Annotated in this window: 19 protein-coding genes; 13 read left to right on the top strand and 6 right to left on the bottom strand. The window is 64.8% G+C overall.

The annotated features are described in order from the left end of the window. Positions 1-203: 203 nt before the first annotated feature. Positions 204-2,252: a sodium-translocating pyrophosphatase gene (locus tag AC1DMG_RS10395; RefSeq protein WP_441604782.1), complete on the bottom strand. Its 2,049-nt coding sequence runs from the start codon at positions 2,250-2,252 to the stop codon at positions 204-206. A 461-nt stretch (positions 2,253-2,713) separates the two neighbouring features. Here AC1DMG_RS10395 and AC1DMG_RS10400 point away from each other — a divergent pair, with 461 nt between their 5' ends. Then, complete coding sequence (locus tag AC1DMG_RS10400; RefSeq protein ID WP_441604781.1) at positions 2,714-3,526, top strand: class I SAM-dependent methyltransferase; 813 nt, start codon at positions 2,714-2,716, stop codon at positions 3,524-3,526. 506 nt (positions 3,527-4,032) lie between these two features. Then, positions 4,033-5,958, top strand: a complete 1,926-nt coding sequence (locus AC1DMG_RS10405) for a hypothetical protein (protein WP_441604780.1) — start codon at positions 4,033-4,035, stop codon at positions 5,956-5,958. Between the two features lie 36 nt (positions 5,959-5,994). Here the strand turns inward: AC1DMG_RS10405 and AC1DMG_RS10410 are convergent, their stop codons facing one another. Further along, on the bottom strand, positions 5,995-6,402 hold the full coding sequence (locus tag AC1DMG_RS10410) for an RcnB family protein (protein WP_441604779.1): 408 nt from the start codon (positions 6,400-6,402) through the stop codon (positions 5,995-5,997). A gap of 172 nt (positions 6,403-6,574) precedes the next feature. Here AC1DMG_RS10410 and AC1DMG_RS10415 point away from each other — a divergent pair, with 172 nt between their 5' ends. Continuing rightward, positions 6,575-7,342, top strand: coding sequence for an alpha/beta hydrolase (locus AC1DMG_RS10415; RefSeq protein ID WP_441604778.1), 768 nt, complete (start codon positions 6,575-6,577; stop codon positions 7,340-7,342). A gap of 3 nt (positions 7,343-7,345) precedes the next feature. On the opposite strand, the gene AC1DMG_RS10420 is transcribed toward AC1DMG_RS10415, so the two are convergent. Further along, a complete protein-coding gene (locus AC1DMG_RS10420) occupies positions 7,346-8,614 on the bottom strand; it encodes a 6-phosphofructokinase (RefSeq protein WP_477180495.1) in 1,269 nt (422 codons plus the stop codon). 6 nt (positions 8,615-8,620) lie between these two features. Then, positions 8,621-9,049, bottom strand: a complete 429-nt coding sequence (locus AC1DMG_RS10425) for a VOC family protein (RefSeq protein ID WP_441604776.1) — start codon at positions 9,047-9,049, stop codon at positions 8,621-8,623. 221 nt (positions 9,050-9,270) lie between these two features. On the opposite strand from AC1DMG_RS10425, the gene AC1DMG_RS10430 reads away from it, so the two are divergent. The 8 genes from AC1DMG_RS10430 to AC1DMG_RS10465 all read left to right on the top strand — a co-directional run bounded on the left by AC1DMG_RS10430 (position 9,271) and on the right by AC1DMG_RS10465 (position 17,515). Beyond that, positions 9,271-9,855 carry an adenylate kinase gene (locus AC1DMG_RS10430; RefSeq protein ID WP_046973153.1) on the top strand — a complete coding sequence of 195 codons (585 nt, stop codon included), beginning with the start codon at positions 9,271-9,273 and terminating at the stop codon, positions 9,853-9,855. 79 nt (positions 9,856-9,934) lie between these two features. Then, a complete protein-coding gene (mpl, locus tag AC1DMG_RS10435) occupies positions 9,935-11,290 on the top strand; it encodes a UDP-N-acetylmuramate:L-alanyl-gamma-D-glutamyl-meso-diaminopimelate ligase (protein ID WP_441604775.1) in 1,356 nt (451 codons plus the stop codon). Positions 11,291-11,424: 134 nt separating this feature from the next. Then, positions 11,425-12,027, top strand: a complete 603-nt coding sequence (locus tag AC1DMG_RS10440) for an LON peptidase substrate-binding domain-containing protein (RefSeq protein WP_441604774.1) — start codon at positions 11,425-11,427, stop codon at positions 12,025-12,027. Between the two features lie 68 nt (positions 12,028-12,095). Further along, a complete protein-coding gene (locus tag AC1DMG_RS10445) occupies positions 12,096-12,914 on the top strand; it encodes an SDR family oxidoreductase (protein ID WP_441604773.1) in 819 nt (272 codons plus the stop codon). Between the two features lie 5 nt (positions 12,915-12,919). After that, positions 12,920-13,375 (top strand): HIT family protein, encoded by a 456-nt coding sequence (locus tag AC1DMG_RS10450; protein WP_441604772.1) that lies wholly within the window; start codon positions 12,920-12,922, stop codon positions 13,373-13,375. After that, a complete protein-coding gene (locus tag AC1DMG_RS10455; RefSeq protein ID WP_441604771.1) occupies positions 13,372-13,791 on the top strand; it encodes a VOC family protein in 420 nt (139 codons plus the stop codon). The genes AC1DMG_RS10450 and AC1DMG_RS10455 overlap by 4 nt, the downstream gene beginning before the upstream one ends. Before the next feature lie 296 nt (positions 13,792-14,087). Continuing rightward, positions 14,088-15,428 carry a sigma-54 dependent transcriptional regulator gene (locus AC1DMG_RS10460; protein ID WP_441604770.1) on the top strand — a complete coding sequence of 447 codons (1,341 nt, stop codon included), beginning with the start codon at positions 14,088-14,090 and terminating at the stop codon, positions 15,426-15,428. Positions 15,429-16,279: 851 nt separating this feature from the next. Continuing rightward, positions 16,280-17,515 carry an acetylornithine transaminase gene (locus AC1DMG_RS10465; RefSeq protein ID WP_441604769.1) on the top strand — a complete coding sequence of 412 codons (1,236 nt, stop codon included), beginning with the start codon at positions 16,280-16,282 and terminating at the stop codon, positions 17,513-17,515. Positions 17,516-17,566: 51 nt separating this feature from the next. On the opposite strand, the gene hemL is transcribed toward AC1DMG_RS10465, so the two are convergent. After that, positions 17,567-18,853 (bottom strand): glutamate-1-semialdehyde 2,1-aminomutase, encoded by a 1,287-nt coding sequence (gene hemL / locus AC1DMG_RS10470; RefSeq protein ID WP_477180496.1) that lies wholly within the window; start codon positions 18,851-18,853, stop codon positions 17,567-17,569. Between the two features lie 10 nt (positions 18,854-18,863). Then, positions 18,864-19,487, bottom strand: a complete 624-nt coding sequence (gene thiE / locus AC1DMG_RS10475; protein ID WP_441604767.1) for a thiamine phosphate synthase — start codon at positions 19,485-19,487, stop codon at positions 18,864-18,866. A 94-nt stretch (positions 19,488-19,581) separates the two neighbouring features. Between thiE and AC1DMG_RS10480 the strand changes: the two genes are divergently transcribed. Continuing rightward, positions 19,582-19,779: a rubredoxin gene (locus tag AC1DMG_RS10480; protein WP_046973142.1), complete on the top strand. Its 198-nt coding sequence runs from the start codon at positions 19,582-19,584 to the stop codon at positions 19,777-19,779. 113 nt (positions 19,780-19,892) lie between these two features. Then, a complete protein-coding gene (locus tag AC1DMG_RS10485; RefSeq protein ID WP_441611473.1) occupies positions 19,893-20,090 on the top strand; it encodes a hypothetical protein in 198 nt (65 codons plus the stop codon). The last annotated feature ends 479 nt before the right edge of the window (positions 20,091-20,569 follow it).

Genomic DNA, 20,569 nt, shown 5'->3' on the forward strand with positions numbered 1-20,569 from the left:
CCACTTCTCCCTCTCCCCTCCGGGGAGAGGGCCGGGGTGAGGGGCGGGTGCTCGCGAAAAGCTACCACTTCTCCCTCTCCCCTCCGGGGAGAGGGCCGGGGTGAGGGGCGGGTGCTCGCGAAAAGCTATCCAATCCCCTGCTTTTTTGCTTCGAGCTAAGCCCACCCCTCTTTCGAGGAGTGGGCCAGCAACACCATCGAGAGCTACAGCAGCGGAATCAACAACAGCGCAACGATGTTGATGATCTTGATCAGCGGATTCACTGCCGGGCCCGCCGTGTCTTTGTACGGGTCGCCCACCGTGTCGCCAGTGACGGCGGCCTTGTGCGCCTCGGAGCCCTTGCCGCCGAAGTGATTGTCTTCGATGTACTTCTTCGCGTTGTCCCAGGCGCCGCCGCCGGTGGTCATGGAGATGGCGACGAACAAGCCGGTGACGATGGTGCCGATCAGCACGCCGCCGAGGGCCTGTGCGCCGGCTTCGGGGCCGCCCAGCCACTTGAAGCCGAACACCACCACTACCGGCACCAGCACGGGCAGCAGTGAGGGCACCAGCATTTCCTTGATGGCCGAGCGGGTGAGCAGGTCCACGGCGCGCGAATAATCCGGGCGGGTGGTGCCTTCCATGATGCCCTTGATCTCGCGGAACTGGCGGCGCACTTCCTCCACTACCGCACCGGCCGAACGGCCCACCGCTTCCATCGCCATCGCGGCGAACAGATACGGAATCAGGCCGCCGATCAGCAGGCCGATGATCACGTAGGGATTGGACAGGTCGAAGCGGAAATCGGTGAGGTTGAGGTGCTGGTTGAGGTTGTGCGTGTAGTCGGCAAACAGCACCAGCGCGGCGAGGCCAGCCGAACCGATGGCATAACCCTTGGTCACCGCCTTGGTGGTATTGCCCACGGCGTCGAGCGGATCGGTGACGCCGCGTACTTCGGGCGGTAGTTCGGCCATTTCGGCGATGCCGCCGGCGTTGTCCGTGATCGGACCGTACGCGTCCAGCGCCACGATCATGCCGGTCATGCTTAGCATGGCCGTCGCGGCGATGGCGATCCCATACAACCCGGCCAACTGATATGCGCCCCAGATCGCTGCACACACCGCCAGCACCGGCAGTGCGGTGGACTTCATCGACACGCCGATGCCGGCGATGATGTTGGTCGCATGGCCCGTGGTGGATGCCTGCGCAATGTGCTGCACGGGTTTGTATTCGGTCGCCGTGTAGTACTCGGTGATCACCACCATCGCGCCGGTCAGTACCAGGCCGATCAAGGTGCAGCCATAGAGGCGACCCACGCCGTAAGACGAGTCGGCCATCAGCTGGCTGGTGATGGGCCAGAACGCAATCGCAGCCAACACCGCCGACACTGCCACGCCCGCATAGAGCGCACTCATGATCTTGGTGCTGCGCGCCTTCACGAAGAACGTGCCGATCACCGAAGCCACGATGGACGCACCTCCGAGCACCAGCGGAAACAGCACGCCGTTGCTGCCGGTCTGTTCGGCCATCACGCCGCCGAGCAGCATGGTGGCGATCAAGGTCACCGCATAGGTCTCGAACAAGTCGGCGGCCATGCCGGCGCAATCGCCCACGTTGTCGCCCACGTTGTCGGCGATCACGGCCGGATTGCGCGGATCGTCCTCGGGAATGCCGGCTTCCACCTTGCCCACCAGGTCGGCACCCACATCCGCACCTTTGGTGAAGATGCCGCCACCCAGGCGCGCGAAGATGGAAATCAGCGACGAGCCGAATGCCAGRCCGATCAGTGCATGCAGCGCGTGCATGGTCTCGTAGCCCATGCGGCTCAACACCACGTAGTAGCCGGTGACGCCCAGCAGGGCCAGCCCGACCACCAGCATGCCGGTGATGGCGCCGCCGCGAAACGCGACATTCAACGCGGCGGCCAGGCCATGGCGCGCGGCTTCTGCGGTGCGCACGTTGGCGCGCACCGATACGTTCATGCCGATGTAACCGGTGGCGCCGGACAACAATGCGCCGATGGCAAAGCCAATCGCCGTGCCCCAATCCAAGGCCAATCCAATGATGATGAACAACACGATGCCAACGGCGCCGATGGTGGCGTACTGGCGATTGAGATATGCCTTCGCGCCTTCCTGGATCGCGGCGGCGATCTCTTGCATGCGTGCGTTGCCCGGCGACTGCGCCAAGATCCAGCGCACCGACAGTGCGCCATAAAGAATCGCCAGAACCGCACATGCCAGCACGATCCACAAGCCATACTGCTGCAGCATCGGAGCCTCCCCATGAGTGGTAAACCCAACGTCGGGGACGCCACCGGCTCCCCGACACGGCGGCCGCCCTTGCGGGCGGTCCAGGGGAGTATAGGCAATTGGGATGACGTTCCGTGTTGTGCGGCGCAGCGCTAGGAACGTTCTGATGTGAGTGTGCGCAACATGAATTTCCGACGTGGATGACGGATTGGGCCCACAGATCGACCTGTCTCAGGCCTTCATGTCCCATCAGTACCTGTCGGTAAGGTGCGTGAATGTGATGGGCGCACGCCGTGGAGCACTTGTCGGGACGCATCCGCAGGTTCCGGGCGTTGCGCATCGCCGAAAGATCCAGGGGGAGTCGGCATCCGCCAAGCCCGCTCCTGGTTGCTGTACGACCGATGCAAGCTGGCCCGGACGCTATGTTCCGGCGCCACGCCATCTTTCAGGTCCATCTCGTATTCACCTCCTGAGAGATCCACATGAACCAAGAACAGACCGCCACCGACAGCACCGAAACGACGGCCACCGAAGCCGCACAGACTCACGCCGTCTCCCCTGAGAGCAAGCGCAACGGCAAGCCGTCGTTCTGGCAGACCCGTTATGGGCTGCTACTGGCGCAAGAGTCCAAGGCCACCATGGCTCGTTCGCTGGCCGAATACGGCGAGTGGATCGAACAGGAGCTGGACACGCTCGGTGCCTTGCTCGACGAGGGGCACGTGGCGCTCGAGTACGGCGCTGAATACGGCGCGCAGACGTTGTGGTTGTCGCAACTGGTGGGCGCGAACGGTCAGGTGCATGTGGTTGAACCCCGCCGCTTCGAGCACATTGCGCTGTGCTCGACGCTGGCGCTCAACCAGGTTCGCAACGTTTATCCCTTGCATGCCGCCCTCGGCGACAGCCGCCATGCCACCGTGTTCTTTGCCGCCGCCGATGACCAGCCGGAGGAGACCTCCCGCCAGATCGCGCTGGACACCCTGCGCATGAGCCAGCTCAATCTGATCAAGGTCAATCGCCCGGGCGGCCTGCTGCCGATGCTTGCCGGCGCCGAGGCCACGTTGCGCAGTCATCGACCAAGCATCTATTTCCGCTTGTCCAATACCGACTTGGCCACGGAAGAGATCAACACGCTGAAGTCCATGGGCTACCGCTGCTGGTCGCACCTGCCTTACCTCTACAGCGCGCGCAATTTCGCGGGCAGTACCGCCAACATCTTCCCGGGCTGGGTCAGTCAGAACGTGATTGCGACCCACAAGGAGGTCGCCGCCGAGTTCGTCCACCTCAACGAGCTCTGAGCCAGGTGAGCGCCGCGCGGCCAGCGAAGGGACGATCGCGGGGACGCTCAAGCTGGCGCGTGGTGGAGGCATGCAGCGCGGCTTTGCTGGGGTGCACCGCCCTGGTGGCCTGTTCGCTGGTCAGCCATGTGAACGTGAAGACGCCCCAGCCTGTGCATGAGCTGCCGGAGCCTGCGCCACTGCCCGTCCTGCCGCCGTTCCTGGCCGACGGCGACGGAGTGGCGGAGGTTCTCCCATCGGCACGTGCGGCGGCTTCGCCGGGCGTGCCTGGCGCGCGTGCAGCCGCGGCGCGTCGCACAACGCGGTTTCATTTGTCGCCGCGGGAATCTGCGCCAGAAGGCGCCTCCGTGGATGGGGGCGAGAAGTCGTCATCAGTGGAGCCCGTCGCAAGCATCGCCAGGGCGACACTCGTGCAGCCATCCATATCGGCGGGAAATCAGACGGCCGGCACGCCGCTGGCGTCGTGTTGTGGCGAGGCACATAACCGAACAGGGAAAGTTTCGACGATGTGGCTGCTGGAATGGCGTTATGGGTGGGTTGTGGCGCTGGCCCTGGCCCTGGTGTTGCTGGGTTGCCTGCTGCTTGTGCTGGCGCGTCGCCGCGCGAGGCAGCGGGCCAACAGACGGGCCTTGCCGCGGCTGACCGATGAGGACATCGCCTTCCTCGCACTCAGCTGGGAAGGCGCACCCGCGCCCGATATGGAAGTGGCTCCAGCGCCCGAGCACGCTGAAGTGCTCGAGGCAGCGTCGGCGAGCGCAAGCGATGACGCCATGCCCGCAGCCGTGGCCGAGATATCCTCGCCGCTGGACGCGGTCTTCAACCAGCTCTCCACGCCCGGGGGCGTCTGCGCCACGCGTTCGATCGGCCAGGCATTGCGCGAGCAAGAGCCGATCATTCGTGCCGCCGTCGATATGGGCGAAGGGCCGGGCGTCTCCTTCAAGATCGCAGGCGCCGTGGAATGGCCGCTTTGGGCTCGTCTGTATCACACCGTCCCCGAGGTGATGCCGACCCACACCACGTCGCCCTTGCAGGCGCTGGCTGTCGGCAACCATGAGACGACCTCGTCCATCGTCGAAGCACCCGTGCTGCCCACACTGGAAACCGTCGCTCCCGCTGAACTGCTGGACGCGCTCGAAGCGTTCCTGCGCCAACGTCCCGACGATCTGGAAACCAGGCGGGCCGTGGGACTCAGCTTGTTGGCCGATGCGCAGGATCAGCTTGATGAGCCGACGCGCGCAGGCATGCTCGACGCCAGCATCCGCATCCTGCGTGACGTGGCGCATGCCGATCACGATAGTCTGCCCGTCGTGAAGCTTGGCGAGGCTTGTTATCTGCGCGCGCTGATCGGGCCTGACATCGACGAGGAACTGTTGAACGAGGCCGAGCAAGTCCTTCGCACGGTCATGCAGCAGGATGTTCGGCCGCATTCGGAGGCTGCATGGCAACTGCAGCGCGTATTGCACGCGGCGCCGCGCGGTCTGCCTCGCGGGCGGGTGGCCGAGCGCCTCGAGGAGGCGTGCAGACTGCTGGCCAGAGGCGCGCAAACACCCTGCGGAAACGCGGCCTGGAAGGCAGCGCTGCTGACCACTGAATGGCGTTGGCTGATGACCTGTTGCCAGAACGCGACCGAGCGCCGCCTGCGCCTGCGAGAACTGCATGCGCGATGGTTGCCCGCGATGGAGGCTGAAACGACGGCCGAGGTGCTGGCGGCGTGGGTCGGGCTGCTCTGCGCGATGGCCGAATCGCTTAGCGCGCCACTGGCCCTGGAGCGATACACCGAGGCGCGGGGCGTGCTGCGCCGACTGCTGGCTGACGACGGCGAGAGTGCGCGTTACGCACGAGCCGTGGCGCAGGTGGCGCTGGGCCGGGCGCGTCTGGAGCGTGGTCCGGCGAGGGCTGCGCTGCTGGATCAGGCCGATACGGTCCTGCATCCGTTCATCGATCGCGACGACAGTCTGCGCCTGGAAGCGTGCCGGGTCGCGTTGACTCATGCCCAGGACAAGGACATGGTCGGCGCGCGCAGCTTCTACCTGCGTGCCATCGAACTCGCGCGCCCGCTGACGGCGGCGCCTGCGCTCACCGTCGATGCCCTGCGCTGCATGCTCACGGCCCTCCTCGCGCTCGGCGAGGAAAAGGATCGTCGGGTGTACGCCAAGTGCCTGGAGATCGTCACCGAAGACGACGATACCGACTCGCAGCTGCTTCTGGCGGAGTGTCACCTGCGCAGCGCGGACCACCGCGCGGGTTGCCTGTGCGCCGAAAGGGCATGGCGTGCAGGCGCCGCTTTGCCGTCGACGGTGCTGGCCTTATGGCAGGCCGCTTATCCGGCCTGGGCGGCGCGGGCCGGGCCGTCGGCCGAGCTCGCCAGCAATCGGCAATCGCTGCGCATGGCATCCAGCGCCGCCGGCATCAGTAACCGCGCGGCGCCATGACCACCGATTTCGTGCTGGCGGTTGAACCGATGCGCGTCAGCGAATGACCAGGTCCAGGATCATGCTGTCGCCGATGGAGACCAGCAGGAAGTTGCCGTCGTTGCGCACCCAGCGATAGCCGTAGGGCGGCGGGGCGAGCTGGTAGCCGCGATAGTCGTTGACGATGTACATCGGACCGTCGTAGCGGTAGCCGCGTTCCCAGCGATGCGGGCGGCCGTAATAGCCGCGGTCGCTGTAGTAGCGACGATTCCAGCCGTCGTGACGGTCGCGATCGTGCCAGCCGTCGCGATCATGGCGGCCGCCGTGGTTGTCGTAGCGATCGCCGCGATCATGTCGATCATCATGGCCATGTCCCCGATCGTGGTCGTGCCAGGGGTCGGCCAGCACCGCGCCGCTGCCGGCAAGCAGGGCCAGGGCCACTAGTGCACGGGAAAGGGTCTTCATCGCATCCTCCTGGGATGCCCGCCAACGCCACGGGCGCTGGATCGATCGGGCAGAATCATCGTAAAAATCTGCGTCTGAACGCCGAGCGTGCTTTTTTGAAAGCGTCGTGCAAGCTTTCAGCCTGCGCTTATCGATCTGAATCGCCGTACAGAATCCGCCCGGAGACACCTTGATGTTCCTGCGAGTAATGCTGGTGTTCGTGGCGCTGGCCGTCGTGTTGTACGGCGGCATCTGTCTGGCCATGTTCCTGGGGCAGCGGCAGCAGATCTATCACCCGGAGGCGAGCTGGCGCGTGCAGCAGCCACCGGATTTCGATTTGGCCAACGAGGGAGTCAGGCTGCGCGGGTGGGTGATGAACCCAGGGCGTGCAAAGGCCTTGATCTATTTCGGCGGCAACGGCGAGCGCATCGAGGATGCCCGCAATGAACTGGCTCTATGGTTTCCGGATCGCACGATCTATCTGCTGCCCTATCGCAGTTATGCGGCGAGCGCGGGAAAGCCCACCGAGCAGGCCCTGGTCAGCGATGCGCTGGCCTTGTTCGACCATGTGGCGCGCGAGCACGCGAGCCTTGCGGTGATCGGACGCAGTCTGGGCAGCGGCGTGGCCGTGCAACTTGCAGCGCGTCGGCCGGTGGAGCGCCTGGTGCTGGTCACGCCATTCGACAGTCTGGTGCGCGTGGCAGCGGGTTACTTCAGCTGGCTGCCGGTGAACGCGCTGATGCGTGATCGCTACGAATCCTGGCAGTACGTCAACGACATCCATTGTCCGGTACTGGTGATACGTGCCGAAGATGATGAAATCATTCCCGCCGAACGCACCCTGGCCTTGCTGAAGGCATTCAAGCAGGCGCCCATGGTGCAGGTGATCGCCGATGCCGGCCACAACACGGTCCAGGATCACGCGGACTATCGCGTGAGCCTGGAGCGCTTCCTGAAATAAGGCTCAGCGCCCGAACGGCTCGAGCTTGCGCGCCACCATGGTGTTCTTGAGCGTCGCGTACTGCGGTAATCCGTTCTTGCCATACGGGGGAGGCGCTTCGCCCTGGATCAGCGGGCCAAGGTAACGACGTGCGGCGGCCGTGATGCCAAAGCCGTCGCGCGTGATGAAACTCGCCGGCATTTTCTTTTCGCGATTGGCGATTTTCGACAGCGGCGCCGGTTCGATCTTCCAGCGATACGGCGCGTCGCTGCTGCGCACGATTACCGGCATCACGGCATTCATGCCGGCCAAGGCGTATTCGACTGCAGCCTTGCCCACCGCGTAAGCCTGATCGGCATCGGTTTTCGAGGCCAAATGACGCGCCGACCGCTGCAGGTAATCGGGCAGCGCCCAGTGGTATTTGTAGCCGAGTTTTTCCTTGACCAGCGCGGCGAGCACCGGCGCCACGCCGCCGAGCTGGCTKTGACCGAACGCGTCGCGCGTGCCTGCCTCAGCGAGGAACTGGCCTTCGGCGTTGAGCAAGCCCTCCGACGCAACGACCGTGCACCAGCCCAYGCGTTCCACGGTGGCCTTCACCTTGGCGAGAAAGGCGGCTTCATCGAACGCGCGTTCCGGAAACAGGATGATGTGCGGCGGCGCATCCGTGCCTTCGCCTGCCAGGCCTGCGGCAGCGGCAATCCAGCCGGCGTGGCGGCCCATCACTTCGAGGATGAAGACCTTGGTCGAGGTGTCTGCCATCGRGGCCACGTCAAGGCTCGCCTCCAGCGTGGACACGGCGATGTATTTCGCCACCGAGCCAAAGCCGGGGCAGCAGTCGGTGACGGCCAGATCGTTATCCACCGTCTTGGGCACGCCGATGCAGCGAATGTCGTAATTCATTGCCTTGCCGAGTTGCGAGATCTTCAGCGCGGTATCGGCCGAGTCGTTGCCGCCGTTGTAAAGGAACCAGCGGATGTCGTGCGCGCGGAATACGTCGATGAGCCGCTCGTATTCGGCGCGATTCGTATCCAGCGATTTGAGCTTGTAGCGGCACGAACCGAACGCGCCACCGGGTGTATGACGCAGGGCTGCGATCGCGGCCTTGGTTTCCTTGGAGGTATCGATCAACTCCTCGCGCAAGGCGCCGAGGATGCCGTTATGCCCCGCGTACACGGGCACGCCTTTGGCACGCGCCGCCTCGATCACACCCGCGGCGGTGGCATTGATGACGGCGGTGACGCCGCCGGACTGGGCGTAGAGCAGGCGACCGCTGGGCTTGGCTTTTGTCGTCATGAGATCTCAATCCGGTAAGGCGAGGTTGCCCTGGCCATCAAACACGAAGTAGGGGTTGAACGCGAATTCCCATAAATGGCCATCGGGATCGGCGAGGTAGCCCGAGTAGCCGCCCCAGAATGCCTCCTGCGGTGTCTTCAATTCGCGTGCGCCGGCGGCCAGCGCCGTGGCGAACCAGGCGTCCACTTCGTCCTTGGAGCTCGCGTTGCGCGCCAGCGTGACGGCGGCAAAGCCCGTGGGCAGGTCTTCGGTAAGCGCGTCTTCGGCCAGCGCATCGCGCCCGTAAAGCGCCAGGACACCGGCGCCGCCCTTGAGGAAGACGATGTTGTCATTGCTCGCCGAGGAGGCCTTCCAGCCCCAGGCCTCGTAGAACTGACGCGAGCGCGCCAGGTCGCTGACGCCCAGCGTGACGATGTGGATACGGGGTGCAGACACGGCGTTTTCCTCCCAGTGGTCCCGGCGAGCTTAATCCGGCCCGCCCGCGGCGTCCCTGTGACAACAACGTGTCAGGGTTAACTCTTTTGGCAACAACTACTTGCCGTTTCCGAGCCGCTTTCTCGGTTTGACGTTGACGCTGCCAGAAGTTAAGTTGAACGCCATTTTCTTGCATCCCCGGGTCCCGCAGCGTGCGCGGCCTTCGGATACCTTGGAGCACTATGCGACTCGTCCTACTCGGTCCGCCCGGTTCGGGCAAAGGCACCCAGGCTGCGCGTCTGAAGGTGGAACTCGGCGTCCCGCACATCTCGACCGGCGACATGTTGCGCGCGGCGGTGGCCGCGGGTACGCCGACGGGCCTGAAAGCGAAGGCGGTGATGGACGCAGGCAAGCTCGTCTCTGACGACATCCTGCTGGCCATGCTCGAAGAACGCCTCTCGCAGGACGACGTCCGCGGTGGCTTCATCCTCGACGGCTACCCGCGCAACCTGGCCCAGGCCGACGCGCTCGATCATCTGCTGGCCAAGATCGGCCAGCCGCTGGACGCTGTGGTGAAGCTGGACGTGCCCAACGAAGTGATCATCGGCCGCTGCGAAATCCGTTTCGCCGCCGAGCACCGCAAGGACGACGATCCGGTGGTGGTGCGCGATCGCCTGAAGGTCTATGCCGAGCAGACCGCGCCCGTGGCCGATTTCTTCTCCCGCCGCGGCAAGCTGCAGGTGGTCGACGGCGTGGGCGAGCTCAACGAAGTCACCGCGCGCGTCAAGCGTGCGCTGGCTGACGAATCGGCCGCCGCCAACGGCTGACGCTCTGGGCCGCCGCAAGGCGGCCCGATGTTTTTGGGCTGGCGCATCGGCTGGCCGGGTTCTATCGAGCAGGTAACACATGCGTCTGCACATCCTGGGCATCTGCGGCACCTTCATGGGCGGCGTCGCCGCACTGGCGCGTGAGCTTGGACTCACCGTCGAGGGTTCCGACGCCAACGTCTATCCGCCCATGAGCACCCAGCTCGAAGCCTTGGGCATTGGCCTGATGAACGGCTACCGCGCCGACTACCTCAAGCCGGCGCCCGACCTGGTGGTGGTAGGCAACGCCATGACGCGCGGCAACCCGGCCGTGGAATACATGCTCGACGAGCAGCTGCGTTACATCTCGGGGCCGCAGTGGCTGGGCGAGACCCTGCTGCCGGGCCGTGAAGTGCTGGCCGTGGCCGGCACGCACGGCAAGACCACCACGACCAGCCTGCTGGCGCACCTGCTGGAGAGCGCAGGCCTGTCGCCCGGCTTCCTGATCGGCGGCGTGCCCGGCAACTTCGAGACATCGGCCCGCGTGGGTGGCGGCAAGCCGTTCGTGATCGAAGCGGAYGAATACGACAGCGCCTTCTTCGACAAGCGCTCCAAGTTCGTGCACTACCGCCCGCGCATCGCCATCCTCAACAACCTCGAATACGACCACGCGGACATCTTCCCCGACGTCGCCGCGATCCAGCGCCAGTTTCATCATCTGGTGCGCACCGTGCCCGGCAATGGACGTCTGATCGTCAACGCGCACGATCAGCATCTCGCCGAAGTGCTGGCAATGGGCTGCTGGACCCCGGTGGAAACCTTTGGCATCGGGCAGGGCGACTGGCAGGCCGAGCTGATCGAGGCCGACGGCTCGGCCTTTCGCGTGCGCCACGGCGCCGATTTGATCGGCGAAATCCATTGGCCGCTGCTCGGCAACCACAGCGTGATGAATGCGCTGGCTGCCTTGGCGGCTGCCGCGGCCGCGGGCGCCGATCCGCGTGCATTGCTGCCGGCTTTTGCGAGTTTCCAGAGCGTGAAGCGCCGCATGGAAGTCGTGGGCGAGGCGCACGGCGTGCGCGTCTACGACGATTTCGCGCATCACCCTACGGCCATCGCGACCACGCTTGCCGGCTTGCGCGCCAAAGTGGGCAAGGCGCGCATCGTCGTGGCGCTGGAGCCGCGTTCCAATTCCATGCGGCTGGGTGCGCATGCCGAGGCACTGGCGCCGTCTCTGGCCGATGCCGATGCGGTGGTCTTCCTGCATCGCCCGGAGCTTGCGTGGGATGCCGGCCGCGTGACCGCCGCCTTGAACGGCCGCGGCAGCGCCGTGCCGACCGTGGATGCGTTGATCGACACCTTGCGCAACCAAGTGCGCGCAGGCGATCACGTGGTCTTCATGTCCAACGGCGGCTTCGAAGGCGCACCGCGCCGTTTCGCCGAATCGCTCACCTCGTAACGCGCCCCGGGCTGCCGCTCCCTTCCCTGGTGGGAGCGCACCCTGTGCGCGACTGGCCTCGCGATAGGAAACCGATTTTTCGGTCGCGCACAAGGTGCGCTCCTACAACGCAAGCCCGCGGTTAAACTCATCGCATGGCTGCCAAGACTCCATCGATCGACCTCCCGCTATTCCCGCTGAGCACCGTGCTGTATCCCGGTGGACAGCTGTCACTGCGCATTTTCGAGCCCCGCTATCTGGACATGATTCGCGAGTGCGCACGCACCGGCAGCTCGTTCGGCGTGTGTCTGATTCTTGATGGACGGGAGGCCGGCGCCCCTGCCTTGCCCGCCGCCGTCGGCACACTTGCTCGCATAGTTGATTTCCATAATCGCGAAGATGGGCTGCTGGGCATCCTGGCCGAAGGCGGCGAGCGATTCCGCGTGCTGCGTACGCGGGTGCGTTCGGATGGACTGGTCCGCGGCGACGTCGAACCATGGGCCGCGGAGCCTGCACAAGAAGTACCGGTGGAATTGACGTTGCTGCAATCGATCCTCGAGCGCTTGATCGAGAACCTGGCGCCGCAGTGGCGCCACGCGCCCAAGCATCTCTACGAGGACGCCAGCTGGCTTGGCTTTCGCCTGGCGGAACTGCTGCCGTTGCAGACCGACGAACAGCAGCGCCTGCTTGAACTGACTGATCCCGTACGACGACTGGGCGAATTGCGCGACATCCTCCCGCGTTTCCAGCGAGCGTGAACGCGTTGCACTTTGCGCCTGCATGAGGCGCTTCTACACTCGTCCATTCACAAATGAGGTGACCCTCCATGAGCAGCCTGGCCGGTAAGACCCTCTTCATCACCGGCGCCTCGCGCGGCATCGGACTGGCCATTGCGCTGCGCGCCGCGCGCGACGGCGCCAACATCGCCATTGCCGCCAAGAGCAACGTGCCCAATCCGCGATTGCCCGGCACCATCTTCAGCGCAGCCGAAGAGATTGAAGCGGCCGGCGGCAAGGCCCTGCCAATCAAGTGCGATATCCGCGAAGAAGACGAAGTGAAGGCCGCCGTGGCCGCCACCGTCGAGCGCTTCGGCGGCATCGATATCCTGGTCAACAACGCCAGCGCGATCTGGCTGGCCGGCGTGGCAGATACGCCTATGAAACGCTTCGACCTGATGCAGCAGGTGAATGCGCGCGGCAGTTTCCTTTGCGCGCAGGTGTGCCTCCCGCATCTGCTCAAGTCCGACAATCCACACATCCTCACGCTGGCGCCACCGCCGTCGCTCGATCCAAAGTGGTGGGCGCCGCACACCGGTTACACGCTCGCCAAGATGGGCATGAGCTTCGTGACGCTGGGGCTGGCCGGCGAGCTTGGCAGCAAGGGCGTGGCAGTGAATGCACTGTGGCCGCGCACCATCATTGCCACCGATGCGCTCAACATGATTCCGGGTGTGCCGCTGGAACGCTGCCGCAAGCCAACCATCGTGGCGGACGCGGCGCATGCCGTGCTCACGCGACCGGCCAAGGGATTCGCAGGCAAATTTCTTATCGATGAAGAGGTGCTGCGCGAGGCGGGCGTCACCGACTTCGCGCAGTACGCGGTCGATCCCTCGCAGTCGCTGCTGCCCGATCTGTTTCTGGATTGAGCGTCGTGTCCTGCCCGTTCTGCGAGATCGTCGCTGGTCGAGGCGCCGCCAGCGTAGTGGCGCAGACGGACAACGCGCTGGCCTTTCTCGATCTTCGGCAAGCGATGCCCGGTCATGTGTTGGTGGTGCCCAAGGCGCATGTGCAGGACATCTACGCCATCGATGCCGCGCTCGCCGGCGAAGTGATGCAGCTGGGTGTGCGCGTGGCGCATGCCTTGCGCGAAGTGTTTCACTCGCCCGGGCTCAATCTGTGGCAATCCAATGGCGCGGCCGGCGGGCAGGAAGTGCCGCACTTCCATCTGCACGTGCATCCGCGTCGCGTGGCCGATGGCTTGTTTCGCGTCTATCCGCACGGCGTGCCGACACCGTCGACACGCGACGTGCTGGATGATCTGGCGCAGCGGATTCGACTGGTGCTTCCCCACGATGGCGGCGTCCCCACGCCACGGAGTTCTGCATGAAATATCTGCACACCATGATTCGCGTGCGCGACATCGACGCAAGCCTGCGTTTCTTCTGCGATGGACTCGGGCTGAAGGAAACACGTCGCAGCGAAAACATCGCGGGTAAGTTCACCCTGGTCTTTCTGGCCGCTGCCGATTCGCCGGAGGCGGAAATCGAGCTGACCTACAACTGGGGCTCGAGCGAGGACTATGGCAGCGCGCGCAATTTTGGCCATCTGGCGTTTCGCGTGGACGACATCTACCAGACCTGCGCGCACCTGCAATCGATGGGCTACACCATTCATCGCCCGCCACGCGATGGACACATGGCTTTCGTACGCTCGCCGGACCTGATTTCGGTGGAACTGCTGCAGGACGGGCATCTGCCGCCGCAGGAGCCGTGGGCATCGATGCCCAATACGGGTGTCTGGTAGGGCGCTGGCTGTCGCGTGGCTTGCTGGAGGCCCTGGCGGGCCTTCGGCGTGGGTCCAAGGACTCTAGGCCATAGGTGCTAGCCCAACTGCCTGCCTCCGGCTTACGTCCGACGGTTTTGCGCCATTGGTAGGGTGACTGTGAGGCGCAGAGTTGTATATTGTGTGACCCATATCACATTTTTGTAGCGGTCGCGGGTTAGCTTGGCGCGACGGGCGTGGTAACCGGGGGGTAGCCATAGGACATGGCAACGACCGGCCGAAACCTGTGACCCCTAGAGGGGTTGGGGGAGGGAACCATGGCTGTAATGAGGGAGGAGGCCAGGCGATGCGTCGTCTGGTTTGGTCAACCGGCCGGCGAAGAGCGGGCAGGGTTGGCCAATGCGGGATGGATTATCCGCGTCGCCGATGCCGGTACTCAGGGCGGCGTCGGCATGCGAAACAACGATACGGTGGTGGCGCTGGCCGACCTTAGGCACGGCGATCCTGCTTCCGCCCAGGCCATGGCTCAGCTCATGGCTGATCACCCCTGGCTGCCGTGGGTGGCGCTCATACCACCGGCCATGTCGGTGCACGAGCCGCTTATCGATCGCGTGCTGGAAGCGAGCATCGAATACTTCGCCACACCGGTGGATGTCGACCGCCTGGTCGAGGCGCTTGCCCGCGTGGGCGGCGACCAGCCGCGCGCGGCTGAGCCGGGCGACGTCGGCGTGACTGGCCGCAGCGCCGCCATCGGTGCCGTGGTGGCCAGCGTGCGCAAGTACGCACCGGTTGAACTGCCGGTATTGATCACCGGCGAAACGGGCACGGGCAAGGAGGTTGCGGCGCGGGCCCTGCATAGTCTTTCGGCGCGTGCCGATCGGCCGTTCGCCGCGATCAATTGCGGCGCGCTGCCGCCCAACCTGGTGCAGTCCGAACTGTTTGGTCATGAGCGTGGTGCATTCACCGGCGCCAACGCCCGCCGCATCGGCCATTTCGAAACAGCCGCGGGCGGCACCGTGTTTCTCGACGAAGTGGGCGATCTACCACTCGACGCACAAACCAGCCTGTTGCGCTTCCTGCAGGAAGGCACGCTGGAGCGCGTGGGCAGCAGCCAGTTGATCAAACTGGACGTGCGCGTGCTCGCCGCCACCCACGTGGATCTGGAAAAAGCAGTCGAGCAAGGCCGCTTCCGCGAAGATCTCTATTACCGCCTCAACGTGCTGCGCCTGCGCATGCCGCCGCTGCGTGAGCGCGAGGACGACGTGGTGCTGTTGGCGCAGAAATTCCTCGACGCCTTCCGCGAACAGCATGCCAGCCGCGGGCGCGCCTTCAGCGCCAGCGCGCGGCGAGCCATGCTCGACTTCAGCTGGCCGGGCAACGTGCGAGAGTTGCTCAATCGCGTGCAGCGTGCAGCGGTGGTGGCGGAAGACGCCCTCATCAGCGTCAACGACCTGGATCTGGCCGACGTGCTCACCAAGCAGGCGGCGCGCTCCAGCCTGGGCAGCACGCGCGTGGCAGCCGAGCGCGATGCCGTGATCGCGTGCCTGCGCGAGAGTCGTTTCAATGTGAGCGAATGCGCGCGTCGACTGAAGGTGTCGCGCGTGACCATCTACCGCCTGTGCAAGAAGCATCAGCTCGCGCTCGACGAGCTGCGCTAAGCGTACGTCCGAGCCTCGCAAGGGCGCCCCACGGAAAGAATCATGCTGGCCACCCCTTGGGGTGGGCGGCGCGTGCGCATTCCTTCTAGCGAATGCGGCGATGTGCCGCCCGATGGGCGAGTGCACCCACGACAAAAAGGAAGGCCCCCGACCCGCAGGGGTCGGGTCGGGGGCTTCCATTGGTGCCCCGGCCACAGGGGTTGCCGGGTTACCGCCCTCATCACCGCCATGCGGCGGAATGCTTTGACGACCTCTCAGCAAGCTGAGAGGCGCGGAAAGGGTGCTTCCAATGCCAGCTGCGAAGTCCGTGCCGACTTGCCCCGGGCCACCCAGAAGCGTCGCCATCCTGTCGTCGCGAGATCCTTATCGCGGCGTCCGGCGCGTTTATCGCAGCTGGCCCTTCCCCCTTCCCGCCTGTACGGGGTTAAGAGAGCAATCGCCGTGCCAACGATCGCCAATGGCTGAAAAACGGGGGTTTTAGCGCCTTTGCAGCACAGTGGACGATTTTGAACCGTGCTAAAGGCGTTACAGCCCCAGCCTGAAATGTGGCCTTCGGAAGGCGCTTAACGCGTGCAGTTAAGCGGTTTCGCGCAGGTGTAACAGGCGCTTTACGGCGGACAGGCGAAATGTCACACCTTTTGCCGGCGCAGCCGTGGTCCGGGCAAGTTGGCTGCGTCTCAGTTGCCGCGTCCTCGTTTCTTCCCGTTCAAAGCGCGTCCACCGGGTCCGGAGCCGTGCAAAGGCGCTACTCAGGGCTTAGGATGCAGGCGCGCCGCTGCTTGCGACGCATCCCCATCCCCGATCCCCTTTGAGCATGGTGTCGTCGCCCTCGACGATGCCCGGAGTACGACATGCACGCGCAAGACCCGTCCGCCCAGTCCCTGATCGATCTCGGCAAGCGCTACTGGTTGCCGGTGTATCGACCGCGCGATGTGGTGCTGGATCACGGCAAGGGCGCGCGGGTGTGGGATACGCAGGGCCGCGACTACCTCGACTTCGGCGCCGGCATCGCTGTAAACGCGCTCGGCCATCAGGATCCCGATCTGCTCGAGGCCTTGACCACCCAGGCCCACAAGCTCTGGCATACCAGCAACGTCTTCTACACCGAGCCGCCGCTGCGCCTGGCCGAGGAACTGGTGTCGGCGTCAGGCTTTGCCGAGCGCGTGTTCCTGTGCAATTCCGGTACCGAAGCCAATGAAGCGGCTATCAAGCTGGTGCGCAAATGGGCTGCCGCGCAGGGCCGTGCGGCCGATAAGCGGGTGATCATCACCTTCCGCGGCTCCTTCCATGGACGCACCCTGGCGGCCGTCACGGCCACCGCCCAGCCGAAGTACCAGGAAGGCTACGAACCGCTGCCCGGCGGCTTCCGCTATCTCGATTTCAACGATGTGCCGGCCCTGGAAGCGGCATTTGCCCACGGCGACGTAGCCGCCGTGATGCTCGAGCCGGTGCAGGGCGAGGGCGGCGTGCTGCCGGCCGCGCCCGGCTTCGTCCAGCGCGTGCGTGAGTTGTGCGATCAGCACCTGGCGCTGCTGGTGCTGGACGAGATCCAGAGCGGCATGGGCCGCACCGGCACCTTGTTCGCCTACGTGCAGGACGGTGCCAAGCCCGACATCGTCACCATGGCCAAGGCCCTGGGTTGCGGCTTCCCCATCGGCGCCATGCTGGCCGGCCCCAAGGTGGCCGAGGTGATGCAGTTTGGCGCCCACGGCACCACCTTTGGCGGCAATCCGCTGGCGGCCGCCGTGGCGCGCGTAGCGCTGCGCAAGCTGTCGTCGCCTGAGTTGCTGGCCAACGTGGCGCGCCAGTCGCAGGCCTTGCGTGATGGCCTGACGCGCATCAATGCGTCATTGCAGCTGTTTGATGAGGTTCGCGGCCGCGGCCTGATGCTTGGCGCCGTGCTCAACGAGGCGAACAAGGGCAAGGCTGGCGCCATCCTCGATCACGCTGCAGCCCACGGCTTGCTCGTGTTGCAGGCGGGTCCGGATGTGCTGCGTTTCGTGCCCGCCCTCAATATCAGCGATGAGAATCTGGCTGAAGGCCTTGCGCGCCTCGAAGCGGCGCTACGCAGTTTCGTGGCGAGCTAAGCGACGTCACCCAACAAGCGCTCCTGGCTTCAGGAGCGCTTGCCGAGGGCCTCAGCCTGCTCGCGCCGCGCGCAGCGCACCACGTGCCGCTTCCAGCGTCTCGGCGATGTCCTGCTCGCTGTGCGCACTGGACACAAAGCCCGCCTCGAACGCCGAGGGTGCGAGATAGACGCCACGCTCCAGCATGCCGTGGAAGAAGCGGTTGAACATCGCCGTGTCTGCCGCCGTCGCCTGCGCGTAGCTATCCACCTTCTGCCGGGTGAAGAACAGGCCGAACATGCCGCCCACGCGATTCGTGCTGAAGGCCACCCCTTCGCCATCCGCCACGGCCTGCAGGCCATCCGTGAGAAGGCGCGTGCGCGCGGCGAGCTGATCGTAAAAGCCCGGCGCCTGGATCAATTCCAGCATGGCCAGACCCGCTGCCATCGCCACCGGATTACCCGATAGCGTGCCCGCCTGGTAGATCGGTCCAGAGGGCGCGATCTGCTGCATCAGGTCACGACGACCGCCATAGGCTCCCACCGGCATGCCGCCGCCGATGATCTTGCCGAAGGTGGTGAGATCCGGCGTCACGCCGTAAAAGGCCTGCGCGCCACCCAGSGCCACGCGGAARCCSGTCATCACCTCGTCGAAGATCAGCASCGMGCCGTRCTTSGTGCACAGCTCGCGCAGGCCCTGCAGATAGCCGTCCCTGGGCGGAATGCAGTTCATGTTGCCGGCGACCGGCTCGATGATCAGGCCGGCGATATCGTGGCCGTGCTCGTCGAACAGGCGCACGGCAGCATCGAGATCGTTATAGGCCAGGGTGAGCGTGAGGTCCGCATTGGCCTTGGGCACGCCGGGCGAGGTCGGCACGCCAAAGGTGAGTGCGCCCGAACCGGCCTTTACCAGGAAGCTGTCGCCATGGCCGTGGTAGCAGCCTTCGAACTTCACGATCAGGTTGCGACCGGTGGCGCCACGCGCCAGGCGGATCGCCGACATGGTCGCTTCCGTGCCGGAATTGACCATGCGCACCATGTCGATCGACGGAATCAGGCGCGTGATGGTCTCCGCCATGGTGACTTCGGCGGGGCAGGGCGTGCCGTACGACAGGCCGTTCTTCACCGCGCGTTCCACCGCCTCACGCACATGCGGGTGGTTATGGCCCACGATCATCGGGCCCCACGAGCCCACGTAGTCGATATAGCGCTTGCCTTCGACGTCCCACAGATACGGGCCATCCGCACGCGCCGTGAAGAACGGCTCGCCGCCCACCGACTTGAAAGCGCGCACCGGCGAGTTCACGCCGCCAGGCATCAGCTGCTGCGCGCGTTGGAAGAGTTCGTGGTTGGTGGTCATCGTGGGTGTCTCAAGGCGTAGTGAAGAGTTGGGCGAATCGTGCAGCGGCGCCGCGCACGTCGGGATCGCCGAAAACCGCGGAAATCACGGCGAGATAGTCGGCGCCGGCGTCAATCAGCGACTGCGCATTGTCTGGCGTGATGCCGCCGATCGCCACTCGCGGCACACCGAGCGCGGCGCTCTGTCGCAGCAGGTCGAAGGAAGCACGGCGTGCATGCGGCTTTGTGGGCGAAGGAAAAAAGGCGCCAAAGGCGATGTAGTCGGCGCCCGCGGCGGCGAGCTCGCGCGCTCGTGCCAGCGAGTCGTAGCAGGACACGCCGATGATGGCGTCTTCACCCAGCACCGCGCGAGCCGCGGCCACATCGCCGTCCTCCTCACCCAGGTGCACCCCCGCGGCGCCTGCTGCGTGGGCTAAGGCCACGTCATCGTTGATGATCAGGGGTACCTGACGGGCGGCGCACAGGGCGCGGATGGCGCGGGCTTCGGTGAGCCGGCGCGCGTCATCGCGCGTCTTGTCGCGGTATTGCAGCAGCCGGGCGCCGCCGGCCAGGGCCTGCGCCACCGCCTGGAACAAGTCGGGGCGCGGGCCATCGGTAATCACATAAAGGCCACGGCCCTGGAGTTTTTCACGCATGCCAATCGATCCTGGAGAGCTGCGCCATACGCTTTCGCATCGGCGGGGGAGTTGCGAGAATGACCTACTTATTCTCCATAGCAAGCCATTGACGATGAATCAGAGCACCAACGAAACCGGCACCCTGCGCAAATGGATGTGTGTCGTTTGCGGCTTCATCTATGACGAGGCGCTGGGCGTGCCCGACGAGGGCATCGAGCCCGGTACGCGTTGGGCCGACGTTCCCGATACCTGGACCTGCCCGGATTGCGGCGCGACCAAGGAAGACTTCGAGATGATCGAAATCGACTGAATCCCACCGCATTGCCCTCAAACGGCCCGAATCCGTCATCGTACGGACCGGGCCGTTTGCTTTAATGCTCCTGCGCGCCGGAAAAACCGCGCAACCCCGGCAGGAGCAGGACCATGCAGCAATTCATTCCGTTCGAAGACGAGTGGGACATCCTGGAAAGGCTGAGTCTGGAGTCCCTCATCCCCTATCACGTCGGCGTGCCCTGCCGGCATGACCTGGCGGCCAACGGAGACGGCGCCACGCCCGTGGCGGCCAATGCACCCGTGGCAAACACGCCGATCTCATCCGCAGCCAAGGGCAGCGAGGCGTAAATAGCCCTTCCAGTTCTCCGCGGGCACGGAATCACTGCCAGAGCGCCATGAAATAGCGCCGGTCTTGCCACTGCAAGGCCGGCGTATCCGCGCGTCGTGCGTCGCGTCCTGTCACGAACATGAAAAAAATTCGTATAGACCCCTTCCCAACCCTGTGGAGGGACGCTATAGTTTCGCTCCTCCCCGGACGACTCGCTCTTCAACGGGGTTCCACTGAAAACCCACAGCAAAAAAGATTCACGCTGAGGTGTTGACGGACCGGAAAGATGATGTAAGATGAGCGGCTCACTCGGAACGAAATGTTCCAACGCAGAAACGGCAACGTGCTGCAAGTGATTGAGATCTTTGACAGTGTGCGCAGGTGACTTGTGTGGGCGTCTTGCGACGGACGATTGAATGTCCAATATATGCAAGCGTCTAACCTAAGAGTCAATTCAAAAGCTTGACGTTTATGGTTAGGAACAACGCTTCAGAAAGAT

The sequence above is a fragment of the Dyella sp. 01N36 genome, from assembly GCF_056399745.1.